This is a genomic window from Mesorhizobium sp. B2-5-3 (assembly GCF_006441005.1).
Taxonomy (GTDB): domain Bacteria; phylum Pseudomonadota; class Alphaproteobacteria; order Rhizobiales; family Rhizobiaceae; genus Mesorhizobium.
This window is the reverse complement of record NZ_VFUS01000004.1, coordinates 475,355-491,913: the sequence shown is the minus strand read 5'-3', so window position 1 is coordinate 491,913 and position 16,559 is coordinate 475,355. Positions and strand designations below refer to the sequence as shown.

The 16,559-nt window shown below is 64.2% G+C and carries 15 protein-coding genes; 9 read left to right on the top strand and 6 right to left on the bottom strand.

Going from position 1 to position 16,559, the window contains the following annotated elements:
• Positions 1-113: 113 nt before the first annotated feature.
• The 9 genes from map (at position 114) to FJ867_RS12650 (ending at position 9,088) form a co-directional block, all read left to right on the top strand.
• A complete protein-coding gene (map, locus tag FJ867_RS12690) occupies positions 114-941 on the top strand; it encodes a type I methionyl aminopeptidase (protein WP_140517079.1) in 828 nt (275 codons plus the stop codon).
• 49 nt (positions 942-990) lie between these two features.
• Positions 991-1,779 (top strand): DNA repair protein RadC, encoded by a 789-nt coding sequence (radC, locus tag FJ867_RS12685; protein WP_140521012.1) that lies wholly within the window; start codon positions 991-993, stop codon positions 1,777-1,779.
• Positions 1,780-2,010: 231 nt separating this feature from the next.
• Positions 2,011-3,192 carry a PfkB family carbohydrate kinase gene (locus FJ867_RS12680; protein ID WP_140521013.1) on the top strand — a complete coding sequence of 394 codons (1,182 nt, stop codon included), beginning with the start codon at positions 2,011-2,013 and terminating at the stop codon, positions 3,190-3,192.
• Between the two features lie 36 nt (positions 3,193-3,228).
• A complete protein-coding gene (locus FJ867_RS12675) occupies positions 3,229-4,005 on the top strand; it encodes a glutamine amidotransferase (RefSeq protein WP_140495807.1) in 777 nt (258 codons plus the stop codon).
• A 27-nt stretch (positions 4,006-4,032) separates the two neighbouring features.
• Positions 4,033-4,803, top strand: a complete 771-nt coding sequence (locus tag FJ867_RS12670) for an ATP-binding cassette domain-containing protein (protein WP_140495806.1) — start codon at positions 4,033-4,035, stop codon at positions 4,801-4,803.
• A gap of 31 nt (positions 4,804-4,834) precedes the next feature.
• Positions 4,835-5,821, top strand: coding sequence for an autoinducer 2 ABC transporter substrate-binding protein (locus FJ867_RS12665; protein WP_140817540.1), 987 nt, complete (start codon positions 4,835-4,837; stop codon positions 5,819-5,821).
• Between the two features lie 68 nt (positions 5,822-5,889).
• Positions 5,890-6,816, top strand: coding sequence for an ABC transporter permease (locus FJ867_RS12660; protein WP_224681046.1), 927 nt, complete (start codon positions 5,890-5,892; stop codon positions 6,814-6,816).
• Positions 6,813-7,769 (top strand): ABC transporter permease, encoded by a 957-nt coding sequence (locus FJ867_RS12655; protein WP_140817538.1) that lies wholly within the window; start codon positions 6,813-6,815, stop codon positions 7,767-7,769. The genes FJ867_RS12660 and FJ867_RS12655 overlap by 4 nt, the downstream gene beginning before the upstream one ends.
• Positions 7,770-7,771: 2 nt before the next feature.
• Positions 7,772-9,088 carry an ArgE/DapE family deacylase gene (locus FJ867_RS12650; RefSeq protein ID WP_140521014.1) on the top strand — a complete coding sequence of 439 codons (1,317 nt, stop codon included), beginning with the start codon at positions 7,772-7,774 and terminating at the stop codon, positions 9,086-9,088.
• Between the two features lie 195 nt (positions 9,089-9,283).
• On the opposite strand, the gene FJ867_RS12645 is transcribed toward FJ867_RS12650, so the two are convergent.
• The 6 genes from FJ867_RS12645 to FJ867_RS12620 are packed head-to-tail and all read right to left on the bottom strand — an operon-like array spanning position 9,284 to position 16,541.
• Positions 9,284-10,162, bottom strand: coding sequence for an SMP-30/gluconolactonase/LRE family protein (locus FJ867_RS12645; RefSeq protein ID WP_140817536.1), 879 nt, complete (start codon positions 10,160-10,162; stop codon positions 9,284-9,286).
• A 37-nt stretch (positions 10,163-10,199) separates the two neighbouring features.
• A complete protein-coding gene (locus tag FJ867_RS12640; protein ID WP_140817534.1) occupies positions 10,200-11,162 on the bottom strand; it encodes a 3-keto-5-aminohexanoate cleavage protein in 963 nt (320 codons plus the stop codon).
• Positions 11,159-12,106, bottom strand: coding sequence for a 3-hydroxyacyl-CoA dehydrogenase (locus FJ867_RS12635; protein WP_140817533.1), 948 nt, complete (start codon positions 12,104-12,106; stop codon positions 11,159-11,161). The genes FJ867_RS12640 and FJ867_RS12635 overlap by 4 nt, the downstream gene beginning before the upstream one ends.
• A gap of 10 nt (positions 12,107-12,116) precedes the next feature.
• On the bottom strand, positions 12,117-12,923 hold the full coding sequence (locus FJ867_RS12630) for an SDR family oxidoreductase (RefSeq protein WP_140817531.1): 807 nt from the start codon (positions 12,921-12,923) through the stop codon (positions 12,117-12,119).
• A 13-nt stretch (positions 12,924-12,936) separates the two neighbouring features.
• Complete coding sequence (locus FJ867_RS12625) at positions 12,937-15,003, bottom strand: ABC transporter permease (protein ID WP_140817529.1); 2,067 nt, start codon at positions 15,001-15,003, stop codon at positions 12,937-12,939.
• Entirely contained in the window at positions 15,000-16,541 is a 1,542-nt protein-coding gene (locus FJ867_RS12620; protein ID WP_140817568.1) for a sugar ABC transporter ATP-binding protein, read from the bottom strand. The genes FJ867_RS12625 and FJ867_RS12620 overlap by 4 nt, the downstream gene beginning before the upstream one ends.
• Between the last annotated feature and the right edge of the window lie 18 nt (positions 16,542-16,559).

Sequence of the window (16,559 nt, the reverse complement as noted above, 5' to 3'; positions counted from 1 at the left end):
CGCTTGGTCGTGTCCGGGCAGTTCTTCCTTGAACCTTTTGCCCTCAAGTGCCAAATCTGGGGAGATTTTCACGCCGGCTCCCTTGCAGAGCCACACCGGCAAGACGGACACCAATGGTCACTTATCTCGACGCCGCCACGGCACCGCTCAGAAACACCGGCCAGATCCGCCTCTATGGCGAGGAAGGTTTTGCCGGCATGCGCAAGGCATGCGACCTCACGGCGCGCTGCCTCGACGAACTGGTGCCGATGGTTGCGCCCGGCGTCACCACCGACACCATAGATCGTTTCGTTTTCGAGTTCGGCATGGATCATGGCGCGCTGCCGGCGACGCTCAACTACCGCGGCTACACCAAGTCTTCCTGCACCTCGATCAATCATGTCGTCTGCCATGGCATCCCCGACAACAAGCCGCTGAAGGATGGCGACATCGTCAACATCGACGTCACCTACATCCTCGACGGCTGGCACGGCGATTCCTCGCGCATGTACCCCGTCGGCACCATAAAACGCGCGGCGGAACGCCTGCTCGAAGTCACCCACGAATGCCTGATGCGCGGCATTGCCGCGATCAGGCCTGGCGCCCGCACCGGCGCCATTGGCGCGGCCATCCAGAGCTATGCCGAGGGCGAGCGCTGCTCGGTGGTGCGCGACTTCTGCGGCCACGGCGTCGGCCAGTTGTTCCACGACGCGCCCAATATCCTGCATTATGGCAGCGCCAATGAGGGCGTCGAGATGCGGCCCGGCATGATCTTCACCGTCGAGCCGATGATCAACCTCGGCCGGCCGCATGTGAAAGTCCTGTCGGACGGCTGGACCGCGGTGACACGCGACCGCTCGCTGTCGGCGCAATACGAACACACGATCGGCGTGACCGACACCGGCTGCGAGATCTTCACGCTCTCCCCCAAAAAGCTCGACCGCCCCGGCCTGCCAGCCTAATGTTTCGTTCTCCCGGCGCTCGCGGTCGGGGAGCTGGGGGGCAGACGAGATGTCAGGTGACGACGACGAGCGCAGTTTCTTTGCAGAAAAGCCTGCGCAGCTTTCCGCGACCATGCACTCTCCTGGGACAGCCCGGCCTCCTGCGAAGGCCAGGAGGATCGAGGAGAAGCCGCATTATCTCGGCCATCGCGACCGTTTGCGCGAACGCTTCGCCTCGGCAGGTCCGGACGCCCTGCCCGACTATGAGCTTCTGGAACTCCTGCTCTTCCGCTTGATCCCGCGCGCCGACACCAAGCCGGTCGCCAAGGCGCTGCTCTCCCGCTTCGGTACCCTGGCCGAGGTGCTTGGCGCGCCCGTCGGCCTCCTCCAGGAGGTCAAGGGCGTGGGCCCGGTGGTAGCGCTCGACCTGAAGGTCATTGCGGCGACGGCCCAGCGCATGGCGCGCAGCGAGGTCCATGGCCGCGAAATCCTCTCCTCTTGGCAGCAGCTTCTCGACTATTGCCGGTCAGCCATGGCCTTCGAGGCGCGCGAGCAGTTCCGCATCCTGTTCCTCGACAAGAAGAACACGCTGATTGCCGACGAGGTGCAGCAGACCGGCACTGTTGACCATACGCCCGTCTATCCGCGTGAGGTGGTCAAGCGCGCTCTCGAACTGTCGGCGACGGCAATCATCCTGGTGCACAACCACCCGTCGGGCGATCCGACGCCATCGCGTGCCGATATCGAGATGACCAAGGAGATCATCGACGCGGCCAAGCGGCTGGGCATTTCCGTGCATGACCACATCATCATCGGTCGCAAGGGCTATTCCAGCATGAAGGGCTTGCTGCTGATCTAGATCATCGGCTCGGCGAAGCTATCCGAATGAAAGCAGGCAATTCGCCGACGCAGTCTTTCGGCTTAAGAATTGAAAAACGTTCAATTCTGGAACGAATGACCCGCAATTGGGGCCACATCGCCATAGTTTTCCAAGTTTCTCTGCAAATTCCAGACCTTTTTAGAAGATAATTCCGTTGAGGGGCGGCATTTCCGTTGATACCGTTTGAAACGCTTCAATCGGAGCCAACCATTGCAACGCAAGCGCCCAACCATAGCGGATGTCGCACGCGCGGCCGGTGTCTCCATCGGAACGGTGTCGAACTTCATCAACGGGACTGCCGGCCTGAAGGAGGCCACGCGCGAACGCATCGAAAAGGCGATCGCCACGCTGATGTACCGGCCGAGTTCGTTTGCGCGCTCGCTGCCGGGCCGCGCGCCCCACAGGCCGAAGAATCTCGATCATCTGCCGAGGCTCCTGGTCGCGGGCCGGGTCAGTGTCGACTTTCTCTGCCGCGTCGACGTCCTGCCGCATCGCGACGACCGCATCACAGCCAGCCATATCGAGAAGGCGCTGGGCGGGCCCGCGGCCAATCTCGCGGTTGCCGCCGCCGGTGTTGGGGCGCCCTACGCTCTCGACGTGGAACTGGCGACGGCGGTCGGTGAAGACCCGGAGAGTGACTGGGCGCTCGGCGCGCTTTCCAAACTGGGCGTCCACGCATTGCCGATCCGCAACACGCCCAACAACCGCCTTTCGCAAGCCATCGTGATCATCGAGCGCAATGGTAGCCGCACGATCATCAGTGAACCGTTCGAACTCGGCGAGATCGATCTGACCGCCAATCTGGACATCCAGCCCGAGCCGCGCCCGGCCTGTCTTCACATCGAAGGCTTCCACTACGAAACGATGACCGCTTCCATCGCGCGCTTTCATCAGGCCGGCTGGAGGGTGAGCCTGCATTCGGCCGGCCTGCCCAAGAGCGCACGCACGCCTGAAACCTTCACGCAGATGGTCCGGCACATCGACCTGACCTTCATCAACGATGTGATGATGCGGGAGATTTTCGACTTTCGCTCCAGGATGGCGACGATGATCGAAGAGGTGCGGCTGATGCTGGCGCGCATCAAGCCGCGCGGAACGGTCGTGCTCACTCTCGGCGAGTTTGGCGCGGTCGTCTTTCCGGCGAATGGCGGACCGCAGATCGAGGTGCCGGCACTGCCTGTCGACCGCGTGGATGCGACGGGCGCCGGCGACAGCTTCGCCGGCATATTCCTAAGCCTCTGGCTGCATGGTGCGTCGCTGGACGACGCCGCCCGCCATGCGGCGATCGGCGCGAGCCTGACGACCACGGTCGAAGGCGCACAGGGCTACATCGCGGATTTCGCGACTTTGAAGGCTGCCGCTTTGGCGAACAACGCCATGTTGGCAAGCTGAACCAACAACTTACGGGAACCCAGGAGAGTATTGGTCATGGCGAAAACAAGAGTGCTTCTGGTCGGCGAGAGCTGGATGAGTTCGGCGACCCACTACAAGGGGTTCGATCAGTTCGGCAGCGTCACCTTTCACCTGGGCGCGACGCCGCTGGTCGATGCCTTGAAGAGCAGCGAATTCGACCTCGACTACATGCCGGCCCATGAAGCCGTCGAAAAGCTGCCTTTCACCACGGAGGGCCTGTCGCAATACAAGGCCATCATCCTCTCCGACATCGGCGCGAACTCGCTGCTGCTTCACCCCGATGTCTGGCTGCACGGCAAGACAGTGCCCAACCGGCTCAAGCTTCTGCGCGACTGGACGCAGGCCGGTGGTGGCATGGTCATGATCGGCGGCTATTTCTCTTTCCAGGGCATCGACGGCAAGGCGCGCTGGCACCGCACGGCCGTCGAGGAGGCGCTGCCGGTAACCTGCCTCCCCTATGACGACCGGCTCGAGATTCCCGAAGGGTTCCGGCCTGAAATCACCGGTCCCAAGGATCACCCGATCTTTGCCGGCATCGAAGGCGAATGGCCGCTGCTGCTCGGCGCCAACGAGGTCGTCGCTCGCGATCGCGATGACGTCGAAATCCTCGCACGGTTGCCGCAGGATCACGGCGGTCATCCGCTGCTGGTCACCGGCCGCCATGGCCAGGGCCGCACGCTGGCCTGGACGTCGGATATCGGCCCGCATTGGCTGCCCAACAGCTTCGTGGAATGGCCGGGCTATGCGCGTCTTTGGACCAACGTGCTGCGCTGGGTCAGCAAGGCCGTCTAGCCGACCAGCAACCGCCGGGGAACCGCCATGACAGAACCGTTTCTTGTCGCCAGAAATATCGCAAAGCGCTTCGGCGCTCTGACTGCGCTTGCCGATGTCGACCTGGAAATCCGCTCCGGCGAGGTGCTGGCGCTTCTCGGCGACAACGGCGCCGGCAAATCCACCTTCATCAAGATCCTGGCGGGCGCCCATCCGCCCAGCGATGGAAAGCTTCTCATCGAGGGCAATCCGGTGGCTTTCTCCTCGCCCAAGGATGCGGCGTCGTCGGGGATCGCGACGATCTTTCAGGAACTGGCGCTCTCGGAAAACCTGTCGATTGCCGAAAACGTCTTTCTCGGCCGCGAATTGAAACGCTCCATTTTGGGTATTCCCTTCCTGAAGCGCAAGGAAATGCGCCAGCGCGTCGACGGCCTGCTGAAAGAGCTCGACGCGCATATTTCCGATCCGGAAGCACCCGTCGGCAGCCTGTCCGGCGGTCAGCGCCAGGCCGTGGCCATCTGCCGGGCCCTCAATCTGAATGCCAGGCTGGTCATCATGGACGAGCCGACGGCGGCCCTTGCCGTCGCCGAAACCCGCAAGGTCCTGGCACTGACGCGGCGGCTTGCCGCGCGCGGTTGTGCCGTCGTCCTCATCAGCCACAACATTTCCGAAGTGTTCGAGGTTGCCGACCGCATCGTGGTGTTCCGGCGCGGCCGCAAGGTGGCCGAACGGCTGGCGGCCGAGACCAATCACGAGGAAGTCGTTTCGCTCATAACAGGCGCTCATCCCGACGTGCGGGCGCTTGAAAAATCAAACTGAAATGCACGTCCATTCCAGAGAGGATAAACCAATGCTTTCTCAACTCAAAAAAGCGCTCGCCGTTTCCGTGCTGTCACTCGTGGTCGCCACGGCGGCGGATGCCGCCGACAAGCCCAAGGTCGCCTTCGTCCCGCAATTGATCGGCATACCCTATTTCAATGCCATGGAAGCCGGCGGGAATCGCGCCGCGAAGGACCTGGGCGTCGATTTCATCTATTCCGGCCCCGTCGACACCAACCCGGTCGATCAGTTGCAGATCGTGCAGAACCTGATCGACCAGGGTGTCCAGGCGATCTCGGTCAGCGTGCTGGATGCGTCCAGCATCGCGCCCGTCGTCGAGAGCGCCAAGGCCAAGGGCATCAAGCTTTTCACCAGCGACAGCGATGCACCCGACAGCGGCCGTGCCGTCTATGTGGCGCAGGCGACCGACGAAGGGCTCGGCACGACGATCATCGATGAGTTGGTGAAGCGCGTCGGCGAGGACGCCACGATCGGCATCGTCTCCGGCGAGGCGACGGCGTCCAATCTCAACGCCTGGATCGGCTTCATGCAGAAAGAGGCCACCGCCAAATATCCGAAGCTGAAACTGCTGGCTCCGCAATTCGCCGGCGGCACGGCCGAGCGCGCCGCGCAGATATCAGGCGATCTCATGGCCGCCAATCCCGACATCAAGGCCATCATCGCCGTCGCATCCTCGACCTGCCCGGGCGTCGCCCAGGCCATCGAAACCGCCGGCAAGATCGGCTCCGTCATCGGCACGGGCTATTGCAGCCCGAACACGGCGCGATCCTACCTGAAGAGCGGCGCCTTCGGCTTCACCGTGCTGTGGGATCCCGAACAGCTGGGCTATCTCACGGTCTGGGCCGGCAAGCAGTTGATCGACGGCAAGAGCTTCGAAGCGGAAAACAAGATCGCCGGCCTCGAAAAGCCCGCCACCTATGATGCCGCCAAGGGCATCCTGCTGCTCGGACCGCCGGCGGTCTTCACGAAGGACAATGTCGACAAGTTCAACTTCTGAGCCTTGGGATGAACAGGGTGCGACAGTTTGGAAACGGCGTTTTGGCCATGAACGGGCGGGAGTGGTCCTTGCTTGCCGCCTGTCTCCTGGCGATCGTCATCTTTTCTGTCGCATCGCCCCACTACGCGACGCCAGGCAATGCGGCGACCGTCCTGCGCAACAGCGTCGAACTGCTGCTGATCGGCCTTGGCATGACATTGCTGCTTGCCATGGGCGGCATCGACGTGTCGATCGGCATCATCATGGGCCTCGCGGCCATTGCCATCGGCCGCGTGCTCAGCGCCGACGGCAGTCCGCTGCTGGCGCTCATCGCTGGCCCGGCGGTCGGTGCGCTGCTCGGCTGCGTGACGGCCACCGTCGTCGTCCTCGGTCGCGTTCCGGCAATCGTGGGAACGCTCGGCCTGCTTGGCGTCTACCGCACCGCCGTCTTTGTCCTTCTCGGCGGGCAGTGGCTCTCGGGCCTGCCCTCGAGCCTTACCAATGTTCTGGCAACCACCGTACTCGGCATTCCAGTCCCAGCCATCGTCATTGCCATCGCCTATCTGGTCGTCTGGCTGGCGTTGCGGCGAACCCCCTACGGGCCGCATCTGCTCGCGATCGGCAATTCCGAGGAAAAGGCCCGGCTGTCCGGAATCCCCGTGGTCAAGGTACGCTTCATGACCTTCGTCATCAGTGGCGTCCTGACTGGCATTGCCGCCACGTTTTACGTCGCCACCTACCGCAATGTGGAGATGACGATCGGCAGCACGCTGGCGCTCGATGCGATCGCCGCGGTCATTCTCGGCGGCACGAGCATATTGGGCGGCAGATGCAGCTTGATCGGCACGGTCTTCGGCGTACTGCTTCTGAGAATTCTCCAGAATGGATTGCTCCTGATCGGCGTCCCCTCGCTTTGGCAGCCTGTGGTTACCGGCGTTCTCATCATCGGCGTGCTTGGCTTCGAAGCCGTCTCCAACCGGCTGCCGCTTGCCCAATTCCTGCGAGCCCGCGCATGAACAGGATCCGGAACCTGCAGGGCCCCGCCCTCACTTTGGCTCTGCTGTGCGGCCTTTGGCTGGTCGTTATTGTCGGCCTGCTGGCGCTCAAGCCTTCGGTCTTCAATCTCGGCACCGTCACCACGATTTTGCAATTTTCGACGATCCTGGCCCTGGTCGGCCTTGGACAGGCGCTGGTCGTCCTGGCCGGGGGCGCGGGCATCGACCTGTCCGTTGGCGGCGCCGTTTCGCTCTCGGCGATCGTTGCCATGCTTTCCCTGAAGCTGGGGTTGCCACCCCTTCTGTTGCCGGTCGTCTGCATCCTGGCTGGCGCTATGCTCGGCGCCTTGAACGGATGGCTGGTGAACGGGCTCGCCCTTCTCCCCTTCATCGCGACGCTGGGAACATTTTTCGTGTATTCCGGCCTGGCGCTTGCGGTCACCGGCGGCGCGGCCCAGTCCGGCGTGCCTGCCTGGCTGCTCGTTTGGGGGCGCGGTGCGATCATGGGCATCCCCGTGCCTTTCCTTACGCTCGCCATCCCCTGCTTCGCGCTTGCCGGTCTCGTGCTGCTCTCGACAGCCTGGGGACGCTGGATCTACGCCATGGGCTTCAATGAACGCTCGGCCAAACTGGTCGGCATTCCGGTCGATCGCGTGCGCTTCATCCTTTATGTGCTGAGCGGCGCGCTTGCCGGTGCGGCCGGCCTCGTCTCTCTCGCCTGGCTCGGCAGCGGCAGGCCCAATATCGGCCAGAACCTCGAACTGGAATCGCTGACCGCGGCCATGCTGGGAGGCATCGTCATCACTGGCGGGCGCGGTGGCGTCGGCGGCGTGTTCGCGGCCGTCCTGCTGCTGGTCACGCTGAAGACCGGCCTTCTGCAATTGAACATCAACACGGTCTGGCAGGTGGGGATTGTCGGCGCCCTTCTGGTTTTCGTCCTTCTCGCCGACCGACTTTCCCAACGTTGGAGATAACAATGCCTTCCATGGAAGAGACCATCGCCGCGCGCGTCGAGGCAGCCGCCGAGCGCATCGTCAAGACGCTGAGCGATCTCGTCGCCTTCCCCTCGATCGTGAAATCGAATCCGAAGGAGGCCGGCCCGGGCGAGCGCGATTGCCAGCTCTACCTGCAAAAGCGCCTTGAGGCGCTCGGCTTCTCGACCGATCTCTGGGATCCGGACGGACCGGCGCTCTACGAAAAATACAAGGGACGTGCCGGCGCCAACAAGGGCAGAACGTTCGAGGGCCGGCCTAATCTCGGCGGCGTTTTGAAAGGTACCGGCGGCGGGCGGTCCATCATGCTGACCGGCCATATCGACGTCGTGCCGCCGGGTGCCGCCGGGCACTGGACCACCGATCCCTTCCAGCCTGTCCTGAAGGATGGATTCCTGCACGGTCGCGGCACGGTCGACATGAAGGGCGGCGTCGCCTGCATGCTGATGGCGGTCGAAATCCTGAAGGAACTCGACGTTTCCCTCTCCGGCGACGTCGTCTTCACCACCGTCGTCGACGAGGAAATCGGCGGCATGGGGTCGCTCGCCATGGTTGATCGCGGCTTTCGCGCCGACGCCGGCATCATGACGGAACCGACGGCGAACAGGATCGCACCGCTTTGTCACGGCATTCTGTGGGGCAAGATCATCATCGACGGCATAGGCGGCCATGCCGAACTGACGCCGAACGCCTGGTATTCGAGCGGCCCGGTCGACGCCGTCCAGCTTTGCCGGCAGATCCTTGACGGCATCGACATCCTCAACCGGCGATGGATGTTCGATCCCAGGAAGAACCACCCGCTGATGGACCTGCCCAACCAGATCATCGTCACCCAGATCAATGCCGGCGAACATCCATCCTCCATGGCAGGACGCGGCGAGATCATCATCGACGCACAGTATCTGCCGAGCGAGCATGACGAGTTCAGGCTGGGCGGCAATGTCAAACGCGAAATCGAAGAGCACATCGCCAATGTCTGCCAGGCGGATCCTTATCTGCGAAAGCACCCTGCCCGTGTCGAATGGATCCTCGATGCCGATTGCGCCGAGATCCCGTCGGACAACCCCTTTGTCGGCCTGTTCCAGGAGGCCGTCAAAGCAGCCGACCTGTCGCCGGCCCTGAGCGGCTTCGGTGCACACAGCGACATCGGCCTGCCGACCGGCCTAGGCAACACCCCGACCGTCAACTTCGGTCCTGGCGATCCGGCGCAGGCGCATCAGCCGAACGAGCGCGTTTCGGTGCGCGATCTCGTCGACTGCACGAAGGCCATCGCCTTAGCGGTGGAGAAATGGTGCCGATAGTTTTTAGCTGATTGCGAGCGGCAGGAAGTTTGCGGAAGACGTCCGGGAGGAGCGGCGAGAGCAATTCCACGAAAAATGTGTACGGTTTTCCCGGGAAAAGCGCGTAGCGCTTTCCCTACGGAATTGCGCAAAAACAAAGAGATAGAGCGGTTCGCCGTTTCCATGAAACGGTGAACTGCTCTAAGCGGCCGCCCGTCAGCCACCAAACCTCGGCTCGGGAACTCCGGTCACGCCAAGGCCGGTGATGGCGAACAGGCTGCCGCGCAGCACGCCATCGCCGGGAAAACGCGGCAGCGGCGGCTTGGCCATCGAGGTGACGTAGAGCGTGTCGAGCTTCGGTCCGCCGAACATGGCGCTGGTGATCTTCTTCACCGGCATGTCGATGATACGGTCTATGCTGCCGTCCGGCGCGTAGCGCACCAGGCGGCCGTCATAGACCAGCGCATTCCACAGACAGCCTTCGGCATCGACGGTCGAGCCGTCGGCGGCACCACCGCGGCTGGTATCGACGCGAACGAAGGTGCGGCGGTTGCTGGCCGCACCGGTCTCGATGTCGTAATCATAGGCCCAGATCTCGCCGGTCCAGGTATCGGCGAAATAGAAGGTGCGGTCGTCGGGGCTCCAGCATGGACCGTTGGAGCAGATGATGCCGGAATCGATCCTGGTGACGGAGAAATCCGGATCAAGCCGATAGAGACCGCCGGAAGGCCCCTCCTCCATCGTGTCCATCGAGCCGGCGAAGAAGCGGCCGCGCCGGTCGACCTTGCCGTCGTTGAGACGGTTCATCGGCTTGTCCGGCTCCGGATCGTGGATCAGCGTCACCTCGCCGGTGGCGAAATCGAGCAGATGGAAACCGCGCTGCAACGAGACGACAGCGCCGCCGCCATCCTTGCGCAGCGCCATCGAGCCTATCTTCATCGGCACGTTCCAGGAGCGGATCTCGCGCCCGTCGGCGGTCGCGCGGAAGACGCGCCCGTCGAAACTGTCGATCCAGTAGAGACGCTCCTGCTCGACGTCCCAGAGCGGTCCCTCGCCCAGCGTCGTCTTCACGTCCACCACGACTTCGATCTTCATGCCGTCCTCCTCTTTGCTCGCGCGGCGATTGGCTGCGTCAGAAAGCGACCTTGTCGCCGCCCTTCAGCGACAGGATCTCGCGCGCTTCGTCCGGCGTCGCCACCTCCATGCCGAGCCCCTCGATGATCTTGCGCGCCAGCACGACCTGCTCGGCATTCGACTTGGCAAGCTTGCCCCTGCCGGCCCACAGGCTGTCCTCCAGCCCGACCCGGATGTTGCCGCCGAGTGCTGCCGATTGCGCGGCGATGCGTAACTGACTGGCGCCGGCGCCGAGCACCGACCAGCGGAACTGATCCCCGAACAGCCGGTCCGCTGTGCGCTTCATATGCGCGACATCCTCCGGATGCGTGCCGATGCCGCCCAGCAGGCCGAACACCGACTGCACGAAGAAGGGCGGTTTCACCAGCCCACGGTCGGCGAAGTGGGAGAGATTGTAGAGATGCGCAATGTCATAGCACTCGAACTCGAACCGCGTGCCGTTGTCGTAGCAAGTCGCGAGAATGTACTCGATGTCCTTGAACGAGTTGCGGAAGACGAGGTCGCGCGTCGCTTCCAGATGCGGCTTTTCCCAGTCGAACTTGAAGATCTCGTATTTGTCGGCGAGGTGATAGAGCCCGAAATTGATCGAGCCCATATTGAGCGAGGCTACCTCCGGCTTGAACTGGGCGGCCGGGCGCACCCGCTCCTCGACCTTCATATAGGGGCTGCCGCCGGTGGTGATGTTGATGGCGGCGTTGGTGCCTTGCTTGACGCGCGGCAGGAAACGGGCAAAGGCCTCCGGCGTCTGGTCGGGCTTGCCGGTCTCCGGATCGCGGGCATGCAGATGCAGGATCGCGGCGCCGGCTTCCGCGGCGGCGATCGCCTCAGAGGCGATCTGGTCCGGCGTGATCGGCAAATAGGGCGACATGGTCGGCGTGTGGATCGCCCCCGTCACCGCGCAGGTGATGATGACCTTGCCCCTGGCCGCCGTGGCGCCGGGCTTGCGGCTGGTTTCTTTCATTGTCCGAACTCCTGATCCGATTTCTTCTTATGCGCCGCCAGCGCCATCAGCCGGCGATCCCGCCATACCTGCCGATCACCCAATTTCTCCCGGGGCAAGCGCCTGCTACGCTCGGCCTCGACGGTTTCCATCACCTCGCCCGCCCAGTCGACGCGGCGCAGCATCTGCGGAAAAATGTTGGAATAGATGCCTTGGTAGCGCTCGGCATAGTCGCGCACGCCGCCCGGCGCGTTGAGATCGATGGTTTCGAAGGGCCCCATGAACGACCAGCGCAGCGCCAGCCCGTCGCGGATGCCGATATCGACGTCCTCGACGCTGGCATAGCCATCGGCGACAAGCCGGAAAGCTTCCTCGAGCAGCGCCCCTTGCAGCCGGTTCATGATGAAGCCGTCGAGCTCGCGCTTCATCACCAGCGGCGCATGGCCGGCATCGATGAGGAAGGCGCGGGTCCTTTCGAGCGTCTCGGAGGACGTCCACGGCGCCGGCACCACCTCCGCCGCCGGAATGAGATAGGGCGGGTTAATCGGATGCACGACCAGGCAGCGGTGCCGCCCCGGCAGATGATCGGTGAATCTCGACGGCAACAGCGCCGAGGTGGAGCTGGCGATCACCGCCTGCGGATCAGAGAGGGAATCGATCCGCGAAAACACCTCGCGCTTCACTTCGAGATTTTCCGGCGTGTTCTCCTGGATATGCACGGCGCCGGCCAGCGCAGCGTCCATATCGCCCACGACGACGATGCGCTCGAGCACCGCGTGCGCGGACTGACCGCGCAGCAGGTCGTTCGAAGCGAGATCGCCGAGCACGCCTTCTATGTAGTCGCGCGCGCCGCCTGCCGCGACCGGCGACTGGTCCCACATGCGCACGTCATGGCCGGCGCGCGCGAAGCTGATCGCCCAGGCCCGTCCGATGAACCCGCTTCCGACAATTGCAACCCTGGCCATGGCTTGCTCCTCAAAGCGTTTCGACGTTGCCGTCGACGCCGAGCGACTGGCCTGAAATGTTGATGCCCGCGTCGGACAACAGGAATGCGACCATCGAAGCCACATCATACGGGCTGGTCATGCGGCGCAACGAGATGTTCTGCAAATAGCGTTCGGTCATCTCCTGATGGCTGATGCCGACCTGTTTGGCGCGTGCCGAGATGACGCTCTCGATGCGCGGCCCCTCTATGATGCCCGGCAGGATGGCGTTGACCCTGATGCCGTGCGGCCCGAGCTCCTTGGCAAGGCTCTGCGTGAAGCCGATGACGCCGAATTTGGTCGCCGAATAGGGCGTGCGGAACGCATAGCCGTGGCGGCCGGCCGCCGACGACATCGAGACGATCGAACCGCCGCCGGCCCCCTTGATGAGCGGCACGGCGCGCCGTGCGCACAGGAACTGGCCGGTCAGGCCGATGTCGAGACAGCGCCGCCAGTCGGCCGGATCGATTTCGTCGACGCCGCCGGTCGGCCCGGCGATGCCGGCATTGTTGATCAGCGCGTCGAGGCCGCCGAGTTTCTCCTCCACCGCCTCGAACAGCCGGTCGACATCGTCGTCGCGCGACACGTCGGCCTTGACCGCCGCGACGAGCGCCATCTTCTTGGGGGCGGCCGCCAGGGCTTCGTCGGACACATCGCAGACGACGATGCGCGCACCGAGCCGCGACAGCGTTTCGGCAATGGCGAAGCCAATGCCGCCGGCGCCCGCCGTGACCAGGACACGTTGCCCTTTGAGCCCCGCCAGGAATTCGTCGGGCGATTTGGGTGCGCTCGTGCTCATGATTCCATTCCCTTCATTGTATGCGTCTTTCGCGCAGCGCCATGACGGCGCCGAGCACCACCAGCCCGAACAGGATCGCCCGTGTGGCGTAAGGCAGCGTCGTGCCGGCCAGCAGCATCTGCAGCGCCGTCAACAGCAGCACGCCGCCGAGCATGCCGAGATAGTGACCGCGCCCGCCGGTGATCAGCGCGCCGCCGACCACGACAACGGCGATGGACGGCAGGAGATAGTCGTCGCCCATGCCAAGGCTGGCCTGGCCGGAAAAGCCGGTCAGCATGACGCCGACGATGGCCGCGCACAGCGCCGACAGCATATAGACGAAGATCAGCATCCGTCCGACGGCGATGCCCGAAAGCTGGGCCGCGCGCGGGCTGTTGCCGATGCCGTAGACCTTGCGGCCGAAGGCCGTGCGGCCAAGCAGCAGCACCGCAAGGGCCACGAAGACGACCATGAACGGCACGACCGGCGTCACCACCCATATCTTGCCGGTCATGAACCAGCGCAGCATGGGCGAGGAGAAGCCGGCCGGCGTGCCTTGCGAATAGAGAAGCGCGAAGCCTTGCAGGATGCCGTTGATGGCGAGCGTCATGACGATCGGCGAGATGCCGAGGAAAACGATACCGATGCCGTTCGCCAGTCCGATAAGACAGGCGATGGCGAGCACCACCGGCAGCGCATAGGCGAGTGCCGCGTCCGATCCGTTGACCATGCCGGCAAGGAGGATGCCCGACAGGCCAATGGTCCATGGCACCGATAGGTCGAGTCCACCGGTGAGTATGACGCTGCCCTGCCCGAGCGCAAGCACGGCAAGGAAACTCGACAGCACGAACAGCGAGTTCCAGTAGGTGGGATTGAAGATGGCCCGGCCGAGCCAGATCTGGGTGACGATCATGACGACGGCCAGGCAGACGTAAGCCGGCAGCGCGTAGCGCAGCGCCTCGGCATTGCGAACGCGAAAGCCGGGTGCCTGTCCTGGAACGGCCGTTTTGTGAGCGATGCGCAATCTGCGGTCGGTGGGATCGAGTTGCGACGGCAGCATGCCGGCGCGCCATGCGGCGAGCCGCGCGCGCAAGGCGCGGATTTGGTAGGCGAGGACGGAGCCATGCGACAGCGAGCCCGCGAGCACGGCAAGGATCAGGATGGTGCCCTCGGCAATGGTCGAATAATAGGCCGAGACGTTGAGCACGAGCAGGACGTTGACGACCATCATCAGGATATAGGCGCCGAAGGCGGTGCCGAACGGACCACCCTGCCCGCCGTCGAGCCGCGTGCCGCCGACCACGACGGCGGCGAACATCGACAACAGCAGCGGATTGCCGACCAGCGGATCGCCGCTGCCGGTCTGGGCGCTGATGAACACGCCGGCAAGCCCGTAGCAGCCGCCGGCGATGACATAGACGAGGAAGCGCACGAGAGCGACGCGCACGCCGACCGCGGACGCGGCGTCTGGATCGCTGCCGACCGCGTAAAGCGCCGTGCCGAACCGCGTGCCTTTCAGCCAGAACCATGCCAGCAGGACCATGCCGATGACGACCAGCGGCATGGGCAACCAGCCCGGGATCGCATCGCCGAGATAGAAGGCGCCGAGATCGGGCGAGACGAAGCCGCCGGGCTTGTCCATGACCAGCAGTGTGATGCCTTGCAAGATGAACATGGTCGACAGCGTGACGACGATGGGCTGCATGCGCAGCACCGCGATGAAGAAGCCGTTGAACGCCCCGACGAGCATGCCGACGCCAATGCCGGCCAGCGTCCACAGCCAGACGCTCGTTCCGGTCGCCATCGGATCCATCGACGTGGCCAGCACCACATTGACCAGCGAAACCACGGCGCCCGCCGACAGGTCGAAGCCGCCGGACAGGATGACGATGGTCTGGCCCATCGCCGCCAGCGCCGAGGTGGCGCCGCCGCTCGACAGGAACGAGATGTCGAAATAGGTAAGCCGCCCGGCGCTGATCAGGTCGACGACGACGAGCAGCACTGCAAAGACGATCGCCGCGATGATGGCGCCGCGATGCCGCGCCAGGAGGCGCACCAGGGATCCGGCCTGTCCGGTTGCCGTCGAACCGACCGCGCTCACTGTGTCGCCTCCAGGATATTGCCGTCGTGTCCCAGCGCCGGCCGCATGATCGCGCTCTCGGTGATCTCGTCGCCGGCGAGCTCGGCCACCAGCCGTCCGTCATAGAGAACGAGCACGCGGTCGCATTGATGGACGAGTTCGGGAATTTCGGTCGAATGCAGCAGGATCGAGCCGCCGGCCGCCACGTAGTCGCGCATCATCACGTAAAGCTCGTGCTTGGTGCCCACATCGATGCCGCGGGTCGGGTCGAAGAGCAGCAGGATGCGGCTTTCGGCAACCAGCCATTTGGCGATGGCGATCTTCTGCTGGTTGCCGCCGGAAAAGGCGCCGGCCCTTGTCCACAGCGCACGCTTGTCCACCTCGACCGTCGAGAAGGCCGCCTGCACGGCGCGTGCTTCCTCCTCCTCGCGGATCAAGCCGAGCCACGTGAACCGCTCAACCACCGGCAGCGACGCGTTCTGCCGGCCCGACAATTTCAGGAACAGGCCTTCGGTCTTGCGATCCTCCGGCACCAGCCCGATCGCCATGTTGGGCCTCAGCGCATCGGCCGGCGAGCCGAGCCACACTTTGCGGCCGTCGACCATGACGTGGCCGCGTTCGATCTCGGCCATGCCGAAGCAGGCGAGGAACAGGTCTAGCTGGCCCATGCCCTGAAGTCCGGCGATGCCGAGGATTTCGCCCCTGCGCAAATCGAAACTGGCGCCGTCGAGTTTTCTGCCCGCCTTGAGGTCGCGCACGCCGAGCACCGGCGGACCGAAGACGGCCGCGCCCTCGGGCTTTGGCGGAAAGGTCTGCGCGAGGGCGCGGCCGATGATCTTCTCGATCACATCCTCATCCGAGATGTCGGCCACCGGTGCGGTGATGATGTGGCGGCCATTCCGAAGGATGGTCAAGGTATCGCAGAAGGCCCGCACCTCACGCATGCGGTGGGTGATGAACACGACCGTCGTTCCGGCGGCCTTGAGCCGCGCGATGATTGTTCCCAGCCATTCGACGTCGCCGCCCGAAAGCGTCGAGGTCGGCTCGTCCAGCAACAGGATGCGCGGCTTGCGGTAGACGGCGCGCGCGATCTCGATCTTCTGGCGGACCGCGAGATCGAGCGTCGCAACCTCGGCGTCGAGATCGACCGAAAAACCGAGATCGGCAATGTGCCGGCCGACTGCCTTGCGCGCGGCCGACCGCCTGATCAATCCGGTCGGGCCGGATGGCGCATAGGGCAGCAGCATATTGTCGAGAACGCTGAGGTCGCGGACCAGCGTCATCTCCTGGAACGCCGTCTGCACCCCGCGGTCGTGCGCGGCGCGCGGCGAACCGAGCGCGGCCGGCGCGCCAAGGATGCTGATCTGGCCCTGATCGGGCCGCACCAGTCCCGATAGGAGCTTGACCAGCGTCGACTTGCCGGCGCCGTTCTCACCCAGCAAAGCGTGCACGCTGCCAGGCGAGATCGCGAAGGAGACGTCGTCAAGCGCGACCGTCGCGCCAAACGCCTTGCGTATGCCGTTGACGGCAATAGCCGGCACATGCGTTGTTGAAGTCATCATTCCCGGTTCCGGCAT

Coding starts and splice junctions, on each gene's coding strand:
- map (WP_140517079.1), top strand. CDS start 114: ATGGTCACTTATCTCGACGCCGCCACGGCACCGCTCAGAAACACCGGC.
- FJ867_RS12655 (WP_140817538.1), top strand. CDS start 6,813: ATGAACAGGATCCGGAACCTGCAGGGCCCCGCCCTCACTTTGGCTCTG.
- FJ867_RS12635 (WP_140817533.1), bottom strand. CDS start 12,106: ATGGCCAGGGTTGCAATTGTCGGAAGCGGGTTCATCGGACGGGCCTGG.
- radC (WP_140521012.1), top strand. CDS start 991: ATGTCAGGTGACGACGACGAGCGCAGTTTCTTTGCAGAAAAGCCTGCG.
- FJ867_RS12670 (WP_140495806.1), top strand. CDS start 4,033: ATGACAGAACCGTTTCTTGTCGCCAGAAATATCGCAAAGCGCTTCGGC.
- FJ867_RS12640 (WP_140817534.1), bottom strand. CDS start 11,162: ATGAAAGAAACCAGCCGCAAGCCCGGCGCCACGGCGGCCAGGGGCAAG.
- FJ867_RS12630 (WP_140817531.1), bottom strand. CDS start 12,923: ATGAGCACGAGCGCACCCAAATCGCCCGACGAATTCCTGGCGGGGCTC.
- FJ867_RS12650 (WP_140521014.1), top strand. CDS start 7,772: ATGCCTTCCATGGAAGAGACCATCGCCGCGCGCGTCGAGGCAGCCGCC.
- FJ867_RS12665 (WP_140817540.1), top strand. CDS start 4,835: ATGCTTTCTCAACTCAAAAAAGCGCTCGCCGTTTCCGTGCTGTCACTC.
- FJ867_RS12620 (WP_140817568.1), bottom strand. CDS start 16,541: ATGACTTCAACAACGCATGTGCCGGCTATTGCCGTCAACGGCATACGC.
- FJ867_RS12675 (WP_140495807.1), top strand. CDS start 3,229: ATGGCGAAAACAAGAGTGCTTCTGGTCGGCGAGAGCTGGATGAGTTCG.
- FJ867_RS12645 (WP_140817536.1), bottom strand. CDS start 10,162: ATGAAGATCGAAGTCGTGGTGGACGTGAAGACGACGCTGGGCGAGGGA.